Raw genomic sequence first — 14484 nt, 5'->3', positions numbered from 1 at the left:
GGGGGGGTAAAGTGTTAAATTTAGAAGAATTAAAATATATAAAAGAAACACCAAAAGAAGAACAAATTTCATTGAAATTATATGCAGATTTTTATAATAAAGAAATAGCCAATAGAATATATGAAATATGTTTGGATAATAAAGTTAAATTGCAATTGAATATAACACCATCCAATTTTGCACATCTTATAGGATTACATAAATTTTTAGACTTAAACAACGCTAATATTTATTTACATAACATAGTTAATTTGAAAAATTTTCAGGGTTATCTAAATATAATGAAAGATAATATATCTATAAAAGATTTACAAAGTGTAATTAATAAAAATGGTAATAATCAATACAATTTATATAAAAGCAGAATTTTAAGTTTACCATTTACATATCAATTAATTAGAAATAGTCAGTTTTTAGAATTTGATAAAAGTAATATTAAAAATACAGATATTAAGGCAAACTATATGTTTGTAGATAATGTAGATAAAAAGAAATTACATTTATTATTAAAATCAAATTCAGGTATATTATATCCAGTATCATTTATTTCGAGAAAAGAAAATGATGATTATTATGTTAAAAACCAAAATATATTTAATATAGAAAAAATAGTTATTAAAGATTTCAGAACAAAGAATTTGATAGAAATTATTTATCCAAATGGACAAGCAAAAGAAGAGATTGCAGCGACTTTGGATAAAACGAAAGATATTGTTTTATCTAAATCTCAAATGAATTATGTTAAAAGAAGAGGAGTCAATTTTATTACAGAAATAGAGCTTGAGGAATTTAATAATTACAAGTTAACATATAGTGATAAAGACCAAATTAAAATTATGTCAGCCTTGAGACAATATAAAGATAGAGAACGTTAAATTAATTATAAAAGGTGTCCCCAGGGGGCATCTTTTTTTATACATTGATTTGTGTTACAAATAGTGTTACAATTAAAGAAAAAATTTAATGGGGGAGATTTTAATGTATGAAATGAATATAATTGTTAACAGTATTTTTTTATTAATAGTCATAGGTTGTATCTATGAAACTTTTATATCTAAGGATATAAAAGATTTTCTTAGATATGGGTCAATTGCTATTATTGGATATATTTTAACAAATATTACTTTAGATTTAAAAAGTAGTTTGAAGTATGGAGTTATTTCCATTCTTAGTTTTATTTTAGTATATATTACTTTAGATATATTGAGGAAAAGAAATTATTTATGAAAGTGGGGTAATTGGAATGATTATAGAAAATAGTATAGAAAAAATACAAATGAAAAATACAATAAATAACGATAATGTGAAGTTATCAAGATTTATTATTAAGAAAGAAAGAAAAAATTATTTTATAGCAATAAATCATAGAAATAAGAAGTTTAAAATATTAAAAAATAACTATTCAAAGAAATTCGGCAAAAATACAGATACATATATGCATTATATTATAGTGAAAGCAGGAATATTTTATACTATAATAAATCCTATTAGTCATGAAAAATCTCTTGAATTACATTAGAAATCGTTTATCATTATTTTATATTATTGGAACTGAAATAAAAGAAAGAAGGAATTTATAAGTGGATATTTTTGAGGAACTAGACAGAGCATTTGATATGTTTATGAATGAAAAGGAAATGAAAAAGGGTACAGGCAAGATTATTAAGAAAATAAAAATAGTAAATAAAATTTGCTGTACACCTTTTTATGATTCAGTTTGGATGCTTGAAGTTCTAACCAATGATGATGAAGTTGTAAATAAAAAATTTCGTTATTATGATTATAAAGAGTTTAAAATAGCTGAAATACTTAAGGAATGTAAAACCATAGGAGATATTGAATATTTAGATAAAACTGGTATGATAAATTACAATTAGTACCTCCTGATTTTCAGATATTTGTGTAGTAAAAAAATAAATTAAAAGTTTTTATAAACTATTGATTATACACCTACGTAGGTGTATAATGATATTATAGTAAGTTAACAAATAAATTAAGGCGGTGGTCATAAATGACATCTACACAGATTAGAATTGATGGAACAGTAAAAAGGATTGAAAAAATAAATAAAAAAATTGCAAGGCTTCAAGGACTTATAGAAAAGAAAAAGCAGAAAATTGCAAGTGGCAAAGAAGAAAACAACAAGTATCCTGATGGAACATATTTTTTAGAAGGTGAAAATGAATGGCATGTAAAGGACATAGAAAGAGCCAAAATGGATTTAGTAGAAGAACAGAAAAAATTGAATGAATACACAGAAAAAAGAAAGATAGAAGAAAAAAGAGATTTAGCAATTCCGCAAGTTGAAGCAGTAGAACAATTTTTGAAATATTGGAGATTTGAAGCAGAAAAATATTATAATAGCGAATTATTAGAAATAGAGAAATTTGAATTAAGCATTTCTAGCCTTGGATATAAAGAAAGAAAAAATGCAATAGATAACAGATTTACACAGGACATTCTATATTTGAATATGTTTGGAGGAGAAGAACAAGTTAGCAAAATTAAGAAAATACTTAATGATGAAGTGGATAGAAAAAGAATAGATTTATATACAAGATGCTCTGCAAAGGTTGGATTGATAACAGATGCTACTGGATTATATATTGGTGAAAATTTATCTCTAAATGGATTTGTAATTGGAGAAAATGGAAAAGCAGAAATTAAAACAATATTCGCAGGTGGGTATAATATACAGTGTCTACATTATAGAGTTTTAGTAAAATAAATAGAATAAAAAAGTTGGTAGCCTTTAAAACTACCAATTTAAAAAAGAAGGTAAATAAATGAAACTAAATGATATAAAGACATTACAGGAAGTAGCGAGGGAAACTGGTATTCCAGTTAGAACTTTACAAGATAGATTAAAATTAAAAAGTTTAAATATGATTGAAGGCGAGGACTATAAAAAACTAGGGTTGAGAATGCCTACTCTCTTAAGTCCTGAAGGTATAGAAAAAATATTAAAAAAACAATAAAATACCAGGTAATTAGATTAAGACTATAAGATGGGTATTTTGAAAATATTATGAATTATGGGAGGAACGCTAAATGATACAGTTCATTTCAAATAATATAGAATTTATGTCAATAGTAATTATCGTGTTTACATTATTATTGGCATTTAAATTATTACCAGGTGAAGGTACAATAAAAGATAAAATTCTTCTTGGGCTATTTAGTCTTTTTGGTGGCATGTTTTTGGGGGTATCTCCTTTTTTCCTTGTATATTTTATGAATCATCAATAAAAAATAAAGATAGGGAGACTCAAAATTGAATTAGTTTCGCTATTCAATGAGAAAGGTAGGAGAAATAAATTATGGATAATAATAAAAGTAAATTTGATGAAGTTATAAAAGAATTATTTAACCAATGTAAGAATGAAGTAGCGGTTGATGCTTTACAAAATGAATTAAGAAATAAAATAGCAATGTTTGCATATGGAAGCGAACGAAAAAAGTTTAAGTAGACATAAGATAAAGAGTATTTTCATGAGTTGAAATAATTACGAACTAAGGGGGATTTTATGTTATTTAAAGATAAATATTTACCGTTGAAGAACCTTGAATTAAGCGAAGATGAAATAAGATTTTTAATAAAAAAAATTGATTACTGGTTATACCTTACGTGTGAAGAATATTGCCATAATTTTTGGTGTCAAAGTAATTTGAGATGGTTTTCTACGAAGGAACGATTTAAAAGGGAAATGAAAGCTATTGATTTAGGATCATTGGATAGAATCAATCAGAATCTTAAACGAGCAAAGCTGTTTGATGAAAAATTTATTCTTAATAATGATGATTTTAAATTAATTAACACTGTCTATAAAAAGATGAAATTATTGAATTCAATAAAGTTGGATTTTGACTAAATTTATTGAGCTATTTCGCTATACAAAGAGGAGCTGTACCTTTTGAAATAAATACGAATGAAAGGGGTTAATTAAATGATAACAGCAAAAAGTTACTTTTCAGGGGCTGGGGGAATGGATTTAGGACTTACACAGGCAGGTATTAAAATATTACAGAGTTATGAAATGGATGAAACTTGTTGTAATACTTTAAGAAGTAATTTCAAGCATGAAGTACTCCAAGAAGATATTTCAAAGATTACTGTACTAGACCAAAAAGATGCAGATATATATGTTGGAACTTTCCCTTGTACTAAATATTCAACAGCATCAGACATACATGGAACTAGAAATGGTGATGATTTATTCTTACATTTCTTTAGACATATAGCTCTAGCAAAGCCTGAAATGTATATAGTGGAGAATGTTCCTGGAATGAGAAAATTCAGAATAGTTATGGAAGCTCTTACAAAGTTACCTGATTACTATGTTAGGGTTGAATGTCCTATCAATGCAAATATGTGGCTTCCACAGGAAAGAAAAAGGCTGATACTAATAGGCACTAGAAAACCTTTTAATAATCTGAAATACCCTGAAAGTAAACCTATAAGACTTAAAGATATAATACAAAAAGGTGCAGAGGTTGCTATCCCACAATATGTGTACAACCGTATAAATTTAATTGGTAATTATAGAGATAAACCTATAGTCAGCAACCCTGATTTTAATGATATAGCTCCTTGTGCAGTAGCTCATTATGGAACTGATAGAAGTACTAGATTAGTGCAAGACGGTAATAATTTAAGACCATATACCACTACCGAATTTGCTAGGTTACAAGGTTTCCCTGATGAATTTAAGTTTTCAGGGGTAAACAGCAAAGTATATAAACAAATAGGTAACGCTGTAGCAGTCCCTATGGGTAAATGGGTAGGGGAACAGGCATTAAGATATTTTGGTTAGTACGCAATGCAATAATCAACCGAGGAGCTGTTAAATCTGAAATTATTACGAAATTGAAAGGTGGTCTTTAAATGTCTATTGTAAATTTTATTTATAGCTTAGGGTTACTCATAGCTTTAAATTTTATAAATTTTAAAATGCATAAAGTACTCGATTCTAATGTGTTAAATGAAGACACTGCTTTACACGTTATTTCCAGTACGACTAAATTCGTTAATATACTATGGATTAGCTCAATTTTAATCATATTTGTTTTACATCATTTTGGTATCATTACTATTTCATAAGATAATGGGTATACAAAAGAAAGCATAGAAGAAATAAAATAAAAGGAGATTCAATTATGCACAGTATGTATGTTTATGCTTCTAAGTTTGAATTAGATAATGATGTTGATTCATACAATGATAAGCTTAAAGAAATATATTATTTGCAAAATGATGATGTTTATATAATCTTACGGCTACTTGATATATGGTATAAAGATTTAAATATTGAAGGTGGGAAATTAATTACTTTAAATCATTTTTTAAAAGCTAAAATAAGTTTTAATGATAATGGAAAAATCATACAAGAATATGTAGAAAAAGACGATGTAATATATAGAACAGAACATATACAGGGATTTTTTGATTACGTTGAAAACTATATACATAAGAATCAAATAAAATGTTTGTATATTGAAACAGACTATTTTAGATAATATCAACATTATCTTTATGACGCAATTCAAAGAGTAGCTCCATGTGTTGAAAAAATATTAACTAACAAAAATTAGGAGGAATTTAGAAATGGAAAAGAGATATGAAAAAATTGAATTTACAAGTTTTTGTGATATTAAGGAATCTGTTAAGGAATTATTATCTTACAAAGATAAGGGGATATTAGCATGTGGCAGTTTTAATGGAACAACGCTATATTCCGATACAGTAACATTGGATAGTGCTTATAAGGATATAACTGGCAAGACCAAAGCTGAATTTGATAATGCTCAACAGGAAATGAGCGATAGAATAAATAAGGAAAAGCAAGCGTATAAACAAGCAATCCCTGAACTATCAAAAGATTGGATGAGTAAAGGCAGAAAAATATTAACAGAAGATAAATGGAAATATTGGGATGAAACAATTCCAATAAGCTTAAATGGCTTATATCGTGGTATGGAATTAGGTGCTTGTTTAGATATAATAAAAATTCTAAATGACAATGGCACACTTGATGAAGCAAAAGAAAAAATTGAAAGTCAAGGAAATTCTAAAGGATTGTTTTTTAGATTAGTTTGTTCTATGGTTAAAGAATTTTGCGTAAGAGGTAGTGAATTTCTTAATTATGTAAGATAATCAAGTTCGCATTTCAAAGAAGTTAATCAGGAGCTACAATATCTGAAAAAAATGATGAAGGAGAATTTAAAATTTATGTATATAGCTGTTGTAAATATTTATAAAATCGAAAAGAAATTCATAAGAAAGAAAAAGAAATTTTTATGTAATGATTTATATAAAATAGATGTAGATAATGAAGAAATGGCAAAAAAAATTATTGAAAAAATATGTTGCAACATGAATGAAGTATATAAATTAAGCTATTATGAATGTAATTTGATTAAAAGATATGAAAAGATGAAAGTATATAGAGAAAATATACTTGAGAATATACCCGAATATATATATTTGACGTAGCGATATTTTCAGAGTAAACGATAATTCTCAATATGGTTTTATAACTGGTAAAGGTGAATTTTATAGTGATGTATTAGCCTAGAATTTCAACAATTTGAAGTTAAAAGAATATGAACAATAAATACTACAATATGAATGGAGGAATGAGTATGAAAAAATATATATTAACTGGAAGAGATATGCAGATTAACACTAAGGTATACCCTTATTATTGTGAAGAACAACTTAGAATGATGACTAATGATGATATTTCGAATAGAATTATTCTTTTAGAAAAGAAAAAAGATAAATTTGGAGTAGATGTTACTGCGTTAAATAAAGAAATGCAAGAATTGAAAAGAGAAGTAGAAAAGAGAAGTAACTTTAATAAAGATGTTTTAGAAAATGTTATCAGAAAAACAGGCAAAAATATTATTGTATTAGACCCTAAAAATGGAACAAGCATAAATCCCTTTGAGTTTGAAAGTAAGAACAATTCATCTAATGGTATTGTTGATATGAAGTTGATTGGGCGATTAGGTCAAGGTGGTTTTGAAAATTTGACGGAAGTTTTAGAACTTGTAGAGAAATTTCATAAGTCGTATGACCCCATTACAATAGGTATATTCAATGAATGGTGGGAGAATGACGGTTCAAAAAAAGGATTACTAAAGTTAATTGAAAAACTAAAACTTTAGGGCTATACTCCATACGACACATTTAAATTATATTTTGAACAAACTTTATTACAAAATATCAATAAAAAGGAGTGTGTTTAAATAATGAATAATAAATCAAAAAAATTAAAAGGTGATGCTATACTATTTTTTATTGGAACAGTTATATTTTTTTCTATTGCCTTGTTTTTGTCAGAAGCAAGTAAGTCTACTCTTCTGACAATATTTATTGGTATGGCTCTATTTGTTGGAATTGTTTTTGCTATAGGGTTTGCTTATAGCACTGTAAAATGTTTTGCTGATTCTGTTTATGAACAGAAAAACAAATAATAATTATGAAAGATGATGATAATAGAACTGATAATATTGGAGGTTTAGGTATATGTCAAAAAAGTTAAGTGAATTAATAGAAGATGGCACAAATTTAGATGATAAAATTGCGTATGTAAATCAACTGGGAAGAAACGATCCTACTTTAAATTTTCTTATAAATTTAGAAAACGGTGGAATGGGTAACTTTACAATAACACAGGCACTGGATGCTCTTGCACCTAAAACTGAAATGCCCAATAGAAAACGTAGTTTGATTGTGGAGGTAAAAAAATAAGTTGATACTAATTTGTAATTTTGTGAAATTAACCAGGAGATGTAGAATCTTAAAAATATCTGTAGGAGGGATAGAATATGGATTTAAAGAAATTATTAATAGCGTTTATTGAGAATAAAGTGATTAGCATTATTGAGTTAGGTACAAATGCAAAATGCATATTTGAAGGACATTCAAACAAATTTGATTGTGAACAAGGTCAATACGAGGTTATTAAATTCGATAAGATTTATTTTGATAATAGCTATTCAATAGTTGTAATCAGAAACACTTAATAATGATATTTTAGTGTCATATTTCAAAGAACATGTGAAGAACAGATATAAGGGATGTAAACAAAGATATAAATATTGAAAGGAGATAAATAATGAATAGCAATTTAATTTGGAATGAAAATAAGGATAGAGTTTTTGGGTATAAAAGTTTATTTAAAAGTGGCAAAGATTTTGAATATGAGGTTATAAAAAGTTATAAGGACCTAGTTGGTGAAGATTGCTTGATTGATAATATTATGCTAGAAGAGTGTATAAGTACGATAAATGGAATACAGTTACAGCCTAATACGGTAATACCTAAGTCAGAAACCGATATTGAAATAGATTTTATCTATAAAGCAACTATATATCAATTTTAATAGAGATGTCCCCAAGGGTCATCTTTTTTTTACATATTGATATGTGTTACAATAAGTGTTACAATTTAATTATAATTTTAAGGAGGGGAGATTTTATGAATGAAATAGATATAATAATTCTATATATCGCTGCACTTGCTATTATAATTATTATGTTTAGATATAGTAATGATTTAAGACGAAAAGGTATTGTAAAGTTTATAAACAAAGAACTTGTGAAAGAATCTAACTATGATTATGATAGGCTAAAAATTATTATAGTAGCTACTATGAATCGAATTAGTGATAATGCTACGAATTTTAGATATGAAGCAGAACAAACAAGGTATGAAGGGATTTATAATACCTTGCAAGAATTATTAAATAAAGTAGAACATAATTGTATTAAAAGAGCAGATTTAGAAATGTTATTAAAAACATTTAAATTTTGATACAGCCATAAACCATGCCACCCACGCTAAGAGGAGGAAAATATTATATTATGAATAAAAAATTAATATGTTTAATATCAAGTATTACAATTACAGTTATTTTTGTTACTGGTTGTGGTAATATAACAACTCAAAATAAGAAAATAGAAAATGGAAAAATACAAAAAGTTCAAGTAACATCTAATAATGGTTCAACTAATATTAGTAGTGTTTCTAGTGGGAATGTAAGTTATTATTTTTCTAATGAAAAAGAACATCCTGATATACAACTTATTAATCTTATTAATAGTTCTACAAAAACATTAGATATAGCTATATATTCTTTAACTAAGAAAGATATTGTAAATGCTATTATTCAAGCCAAGAATAGAGCAGTTACAGTAAGATTAATGACTGATAGAACAGAAGCTAAAGCAATTTCACAACGAGAGGAATTACAATTAATAAAAAATGCAGAAATACCTATAAAAATAAATACTCATAGTGGACTATTACATGATAAATTTACAGTTGTTGACGGAAGTGTTGTAGCTACTGGGAGTTTTAATTATACAAATAACGCAACTTATGTTAATGATGAGAACCTTATAATAATTAGAAATAGTAATGTAGCACAAGGATATGATAAAAACTTCAATAACATGTGGAATGATAATACAAATTACACTAATTATTAATAAGCGTTACTATAATATAGAAATAATAAATGTGTCCCCAGGGAACACATTTATTAAAAGGAGATAAATAAATGACTAATGTATTGTTTGGTATATTCTTTTTAATTGCTTCGGGATTGGTATATCTTACATCTAAAAAAAATAGTAAACGGGAAATAAATAAAAAGAAAATGTATAAAGCGTTTTTAATAGTTTTTGTAGTGTATTCATTATTCGAATATTACATAAGCAAGGATTTTTCAAATGTGGTTTTTGCTATTTTAGTAATAATGTTCTTAGTTTTTATGGGGAAAAAAAATAAAGATAATAACATTTAAATATATTATAATAAATTGTCATTATGATATAATAAATTGTCGATATACATAATAAGGAGGTATAGGAAAATTTATTGTCCAAGCTTTAGAATATAAAACCAAAACATAAGATAAGGGAGTAATTTATGAATAACATTTACAGAATTTTATATAATCTAACTGATTTTAATTTTTTGACGGTTGGCATAGTATTAGGTGTTCTTATTGCAATTTTTATAGTACTCATATTATACAGAAAGAAAGTGAAATGGTTTAAAGTGGCGATAATATTAGATGGTATTATATTTTTGGGATTTATACTATTAATCTTATTTTATCCATACACAATAGGTAAAACTTATCAAACGGAGAGGATGGAATTAGATGCTGTAGAACCACTTCCACAGAAAGAAGGTGCTATTGACTTCATAAGTAATGAAAAAGAATATGAATCATTTAATACAAATGAAACAAAGCCAGTTAAAGTTAAAAAAAATCAATATATTATAGTAAAAAAAATAACGTATAAGCCTTATATGAAATTTTTACTAAAGGAAGATTCTTATAATAATATTATTAATACAAATGATTTTATAACTTTAGAAATAGGCAGGCAATAAAAAATAAAGTGTTCAAAGCGAACACTTTATTTTTTTTCGTTGATAGGTGTTACAATATGTGTTACAATAAAATAAAAGATTAAGGAGGGCTATTTTATGAAAAAAATTACACCTAATAAAGTTGACTATATAAACAATTTTTCTAAACTTTTGAAAGAAGCTAAAAGGCTTTTAAACACTAATAAACATGAAAATTTTAATATAGCTAAAGAAGATATAAATAAGGCACATACACTATTAATATCATTAAATAAAAATTACGCATTAGACTATATTCAGAATGTTAATTTCACTAGAAAATACAATAAATTAATTGAATTATATGAAAAAACATCAAAAGAATTTAATAAAAATCAAGGGATGATATAATTATGGATTTAATTTTGGCAGAAAAACCTAATGTAGCACTACATATAGCTAAAGCCCTTGGAGCTACTAATAGGTGTAATGGATATTTTGAGGGTAATGGATATATAGTTACATTTGCATTTGGACACTTATTCACGTTAAAAGATGTAAAGGATTATGATTCAAATAGAGCTAAGTGGAATTTAGAAAATTATCCTTTTATTCCTGGACAATTTCAATTCAAGTTAAAAGAAAGTAAGGATATGAAGTTAAATAAGGGAACAAAAGACCAATTTGAAATAATAAACAAATTATCAAATAGAAAAGATATAAATACAATTATAAACGCAACTGACGGAGATAGAGAAGGTGAAATTATTGCTTTCACCATCATTAAAGCTACAGGTACAAATAAACCTATAAAACGTCTTTGGATTTCTTCGCATACACCTAATGATGTAAAGGATGGTATGAATAATCTAATAGATAATATTAAAATGATTCCTTTGCAAGAAGCAGGGTTATGTAGACAAACAATTGATTGGATAATAGGTATAAATTTTACTGTCCTGGCATCCATAAAATATGGAAATGGAAACATACTCAATATTGGTAGAGTAATAATGCCGACATTAAAGATTATATACGATAGGGATATTGAAATAAAAAAATTCAAGCCAAAAGAATATTTTCAATTAGTTTGCAATTTCAAATCTAATAATGGATGTTACCTGGGGTTATATTTAGATAAGGATAACAACACTAAATTTGATAATAACGCAGATATTAAAAATATTGCAAATTTAATAAAGAATTCAAAAGGGATTGTAGAATCAAAAAAAATAGATGAAAGTAAAAAATCAGCACAACAGCTTTTTAATCTTTCAGAGCTTCAAGGATATATCACAAATAAGTACAAAGATTGGACTTCTGATAAAGTACTAAAAGTTGCCCAAAGCCTTTATGAAAAAACATATATTACATATCCACGAACACCAAGTAGAGTTTTAAATGAAACGCAAATTTCAGAAACAAAGAACACTTTAACTAAATTAGTTCAAGGACAGACTTATGAAAAGTTAGTTATATTTAATGAAAACAAGACCGTATTTGATAAAAGCAAGGTGGAAAGCCATCCTGCAATTACGCCAACATATATTATAGCAAGTAATTTAAATGAAGATGAAACTATTATTTACAATGAAATAAAATACCGTTTCATATCACAATTTATGCCACCTGTTATATACGAAAATACAGAGTTTATTACAAATGTGGAACAATATAAGTTTATTTCCAAAGGTAAGACGATCAAGGATAAAGGTTGGTTAATTTTATATGATGAAAATGAAGACAACGAACACCAAGTAGAGCAACAGCTTTTACCATTCGTTAATGATGGAGATATTGCTAATATAGAAAATATAGAGGTATTATCTAAATTTACAAGAGCACCTTCCAAACATACAGAGAAGAGCTTATTAAAAGCTATGGAAACATGTAATAAAAATACAGAAGAAGATGTTAATAATGTTTTAAGTGGATTTCAAATTGGCACACAAGCTACAAGAGCAGAAGTTATTAAGAAGATTCAAGATGTTGGATATGTAATTAAAAAAGGTAAAAGTTTAAATATAACTGATATTGGTATAAAGCTTATAGAAGTATTTCCAATTAGAGAAATTATGGATTTAGATTTTACAGGAAAGCTTGAATATAAATTAAAGCAAATAGAAGAAGGTAAATATTCCAGGGAAGAATTTATTAAATCAATTATAGATTTTACTAATAATAGTATTTCTAAAATTAAAGTTTCAGATGGTGAAGTAATCCCAAAAACAGTGATTAAGAATTTAGGTATATGTCCTTTTTGTAATAAAGGTTATATATCACATAAAAAAGGCTTTTATGGATGTTCCAATTGGAAAGAAGGTTGTAAAAATACAATAAGCGATATTATTCTAGGCGGAAAAATTAAAGAAACAGACATAGAAGATTTTATAAAAGATGCTACTACAAAAATTATAAAAGGAGCAGGATGCAAATTTAAATTACTATTAAAAGATAAAAAAGTTAAGATAGAATATAAAAATTAGGAGAGCGATTTTATGCAATATGCGATTATAGAAATAAATAAAGAAAAAAATATTTCAAGGATAATTGATGCTAGTGAACTGTATGAATTGAAAAATTTAAAAAAAGGTGAAGATATAAAAGAAATTTCACCTAATGAAAATGAATTAATACTTAAACTTGTATACGGAGCTATAGTACCACAATATGATACTGATATAGCAGAAATAGAAGCAGGGGTGAAAATGTCAATTAACAAAGCATTAGCCTATGTAAAGGATGGTATTGCTAATGAGTTTGAGCTAGTGGATATAAAGCTATTAAATAGCGAAATAGAAAATAAAATTCCATTTTCTGCATTAATACATACAAACTTAAAAATAGATAATAAGAAACATCAATCTATGTCGGCGTTCTTAAGATATAAAAACATGAAAGTTCAAGATAATATATTAAACAGATTCGGCATTTTTGCCATAAAAGAGCAAGAAAATAGAATTAAAGAAGTACTATCTAAAGATAACTGGAAGTCCTTTATTGATGAAAATAGAGCATTACGAGTAGCTAGTAAAGTAATATGATTATAAAATTTTATATATAAAAATAATAGAAATGAAAGGGTGAATTATAATGTTGAGTTTTAAATTGTTTAATACATTAAAAGATATTATTAATAATGCATATCCTGAATCAGAATATCCTGATAATAAGTTCAAAAAATTTTATTTAGATGTGATACCTAAAGAAATGAAATCTATACATGGAAGGTATTACAGCCAATCAAAAAAAATCGAAGTATTTAATTTATCAAGACCTACAGGACATATTGTATCAACGACAATACATGAAGCCTCACATCACATAGACCATTGTTTAAGGCACGCTAGTGACCATACAAAGGCATTCTATGAGGTTATGCATAATATGTTAATTACAGCTATGGGCATGGGAATTATTACTACTAATGATATATTGACAGCTAATGACAGCAAGGATAAAGAAAGACTTATTAAGTATTTTGGAGATATAGAATCTTGGGAGATTAGAAATATTGATTATAAACAGGCTATAGTTACATTTAAAATAACTAATTGTTTTTCAATAAAAGATTGTTTAAAAGAAAGAGAATATAAATATTCAGGTGAAGAGCAATGTTGGATTAAAGATATAAATAAAACAGAACAAGAAGCAGAAACATTATTTTTATCAGAAATAATTGACATGAACAATGTGAAGATTGTTGAAGGAAATGAAATTGATATAGAAGCTGTTTATTATATTTGCGTTTTAAATTCTTATGAATGTAAAGATTTTCTGAAAGAAAACGGATATTTATGGAATGGTTATAAAATAAAGAAAAATAGTTGGACAAAGAAAATACTTGCTAAAAATAAAGATAAAGAATTAGATAAAATTAGTAGTTTACAATCAAAAGGTGTAAAAATTCAACTTGTAAGTAAAAAATTAATACATAAATAGTTGAGTTTTGTAATAAGGTTTGCAAAATATGAAAAATGATTACGACCTAATAGGTTAATAGGAGGAGTTTAAATGAATAAGAAAAATTTTATTATGATTTTGTTGCCAAGTGTAGGTCTATTTTCCTCATTTCTATTATTGTCTAACTTATTGATAAGTAATAATAGAAA

General features: G+C 26.3%; 26 protein-coding genes. All 26 read left to right on the top strand.

Going from position 1 to position 14484, the window contains the following annotated elements; translation table 11 throughout:
* On the top strand, nucleotides 1-875 hold an 875-nt coding region (locus tag BR66_RS24040), incomplete at its 5' end, for a hypothetical protein (RefSeq protein ID WP_035796412.1).
* A 103-nt stretch (nucleotides 876-978) separates the two neighbouring features.
* A complete protein-coding gene (locus BR66_RS0115215) occupies nucleotides 979-1227 on the top strand; it encodes a hypothetical protein (RefSeq protein WP_026883669.1) in 249 nt (82 codons plus the stop codon).
* Nucleotides 1228-1243: 16 nt separating this feature from the next.
* Nucleotides 1244-1519 carry a hypothetical protein gene (locus BR66_RS0115210; RefSeq protein WP_026883668.1) on the top strand — a complete coding sequence of 92 codons (276 nt, stop codon included), beginning with the start codon at nucleotides 1244-1246 and terminating at the stop codon, nucleotides 1517-1519.
* 61 nt (nucleotides 1520-1580) lie between these two features.
* The gene (locus tag BR66_RS0115205) at nucleotides 1581-1877 is read left to right on the top strand and encodes a hypothetical protein (RefSeq protein WP_026883667.1); all 297 of its coding nucleotides are present in this window, start codon (nucleotides 1581-1583) and stop codon (nucleotides 1875-1877) included.
* A 134-nt stretch (nucleotides 1878-2011) separates the two neighbouring features.
* The gene (locus BR66_RS24035) at nucleotides 2012-2728 is read left to right on the top strand and encodes a hypothetical protein (RefSeq protein ID WP_035796411.1); all 717 of its coding nucleotides are present in this window, start codon (nucleotides 2012-2014) and stop codon (nucleotides 2726-2728) included.
* 58 nt (nucleotides 2729-2786) lie between these two features.
* A complete protein-coding gene (locus BR66_RS0115195; RefSeq protein WP_026883666.1) occupies nucleotides 2787-2978 on the top strand; it encodes a hypothetical protein in 192 nt (63 codons plus the stop codon).
* 73 nt (nucleotides 2979-3051) lie between these two features.
* The gene (locus BR66_RS0115190; RefSeq protein ID WP_026883665.1) at nucleotides 3052-3249 is read left to right on the top strand and encodes a hypothetical protein; all 198 of its coding nucleotides are present in this window, start codon (nucleotides 3052-3054) and stop codon (nucleotides 3247-3249) included.
* Nucleotides 3250-3320: 71 nt separating this feature from the next.
* Nucleotides 3321-3470, top strand: a complete 150-nt coding sequence (locus BR66_RS25760; protein ID WP_156946302.1) for a hypothetical protein — start codon at nucleotides 3321-3323, stop codon at nucleotides 3468-3470.
* 57 nt (nucleotides 3471-3527) lie between these two features.
* Nucleotides 3528-3872, top strand: a complete 345-nt coding sequence (locus BR66_RS0115180; RefSeq protein WP_026883664.1) for a hypothetical protein — start codon at nucleotides 3528-3530, stop codon at nucleotides 3870-3872.
* 75 nt (nucleotides 3873-3947) lie between these two features.
* Nucleotides 3948-4814: a DNA cytosine methyltransferase gene (locus BR66_RS0115175; RefSeq protein WP_026883663.1), complete on the top strand. Its 867-nt coding sequence runs from the start codon at nucleotides 3948-3950 to the stop codon at nucleotides 4812-4814.
* A 343-nt stretch (nucleotides 4815-5157) separates the two neighbouring features.
* A complete protein-coding gene (locus BR66_RS0115165; RefSeq protein WP_026883661.1) occupies nucleotides 5158-5517 on the top strand; it encodes a hypothetical protein in 360 nt (119 codons plus the stop codon).
* 88 nt (nucleotides 5518-5605) lie between these two features.
* The gene (locus tag BR66_RS0115160; RefSeq protein WP_026883660.1) at nucleotides 5606-6154 is read left to right on the top strand and encodes a hypothetical protein; all 549 of its coding nucleotides are present in this window, start codon (nucleotides 5606-5608) and stop codon (nucleotides 6152-6154) included.
* A 75-nt stretch (nucleotides 6155-6229) separates the two neighbouring features.
* A complete protein-coding gene (locus BR66_RS0115155; RefSeq protein WP_026883659.1) occupies nucleotides 6230-6493 on the top strand; it encodes a hypothetical protein in 264 nt (87 codons plus the stop codon).
* A 149-nt stretch (nucleotides 6494-6642) separates the two neighbouring features.
* The gene (locus BR66_RS0115150; RefSeq protein WP_026883658.1) at nucleotides 6643-7170 is read left to right on the top strand and encodes a hypothetical protein; all 528 of its coding nucleotides are present in this window, start codon (nucleotides 6643-6645) and stop codon (nucleotides 7168-7170) included.
* Nucleotides 7171-7254: 84 nt separating this feature from the next.
* Nucleotides 7255-7479: a hypothetical protein gene (locus BR66_RS0115145; RefSeq protein ID WP_026883657.1), complete on the top strand. Its 225-nt coding sequence runs from the start codon at nucleotides 7255-7257 to the stop codon at nucleotides 7477-7479.
* A 52-nt stretch (nucleotides 7480-7531) separates the two neighbouring features.
* Entirely contained in the window at nucleotides 7532-7756 is a 225-nt protein-coding gene (locus BR66_RS0115140; RefSeq protein WP_026883656.1) for a hypothetical protein, read from the top strand.
* A gap of 77 nt (nucleotides 7757-7833) precedes the next feature.
* On the top strand, nucleotides 7834-8031 hold the full coding sequence (locus tag BR66_RS0115135; protein ID WP_026883655.1) for a hypothetical protein: 198 nt from the start codon (nucleotides 7834-7836) through the stop codon (nucleotides 8029-8031).
* Nucleotides 8032-8123: 92 nt separating this feature from the next.
* Nucleotides 8124-8390, top strand: a complete 267-nt coding sequence (locus BR66_RS0115130) for a hypothetical protein (RefSeq protein WP_026883654.1) — start codon at nucleotides 8124-8126, stop codon at nucleotides 8388-8390.
* 95 nt (nucleotides 8391-8485) lie between these two features.
* On the top strand, nucleotides 8486-8821 hold the full coding sequence (locus tag BR66_RS0115125) for a hypothetical protein (RefSeq protein ID WP_026883653.1): 336 nt from the start codon (nucleotides 8486-8488) through the stop codon (nucleotides 8819-8821).
* A 50-nt stretch (nucleotides 8822-8871) separates the two neighbouring features.
* Nucleotides 8872-9498, top strand: coding sequence for a phospholipase D-like domain-containing protein (locus BR66_RS0115120; protein ID WP_026883652.1), 627 nt, complete (start codon nucleotides 8872-8874; stop codon nucleotides 9496-9498).
* A gap of 71 nt (nucleotides 9499-9569) precedes the next feature.
* On the top strand, nucleotides 9570-9815 hold the full coding sequence (locus BR66_RS0115115) for a hypothetical protein (RefSeq protein ID WP_026883651.1): 246 nt from the start codon (nucleotides 9570-9572) through the stop codon (nucleotides 9813-9815).
* Between the two features lie 125 nt (nucleotides 9816-9940).
* A complete protein-coding gene (locus tag BR66_RS0115110) occupies nucleotides 9941-10414 on the top strand; it encodes a hypothetical protein (RefSeq protein ID WP_026883650.1) in 474 nt (157 codons plus the stop codon).
* Between the two features lie 96 nt (nucleotides 10415-10510).
* Complete coding sequence (locus tag BR66_RS0115105) at nucleotides 10511-10783, top strand: hypothetical protein (protein ID WP_026883649.1); 273 nt, start codon at nucleotides 10511-10513, stop codon at nucleotides 10781-10783.
* A gap of 2 nt (nucleotides 10784-10785) precedes the next feature.
* Nucleotides 10786-12858: a type IA DNA topoisomerase gene (locus BR66_RS0115100; protein WP_026883648.1), complete on the top strand. Its 2073-nt coding sequence runs from the start codon at nucleotides 10786-10788 to the stop codon at nucleotides 12856-12858.
* A gap of 12 nt (nucleotides 12859-12870) precedes the next feature.
* Nucleotides 12871-13416, top strand: coding sequence for a hypothetical protein (locus BR66_RS0115095; RefSeq protein ID WP_026883647.1), 546 nt, complete (start codon nucleotides 12871-12873; stop codon nucleotides 13414-13416).
* Between the two features lie 49 nt (nucleotides 13417-13465).
* The gene (locus BR66_RS0115090; RefSeq protein ID WP_026883646.1) at nucleotides 13466-14314 is read left to right on the top strand and encodes a hypothetical protein; all 849 of its coding nucleotides are present in this window, start codon (nucleotides 13466-13468) and stop codon (nucleotides 14312-14314) included.
* Nucleotides 14315-14484 lie beyond the last annotated feature (170 nt).

This window comes from Clostridium akagii DSM 12554 (genome assembly GCF_000686725.1).
GTDB lineage: Bacteria > Bacillota > Clostridia > Clostridiales > Clostridiaceae > Clostridium_I > Clostridium_I akagii.
Note: the sequence above shows the minus strand (reverse complement) of the source record. Positions and strands in the feature narration are given on the sequence as shown.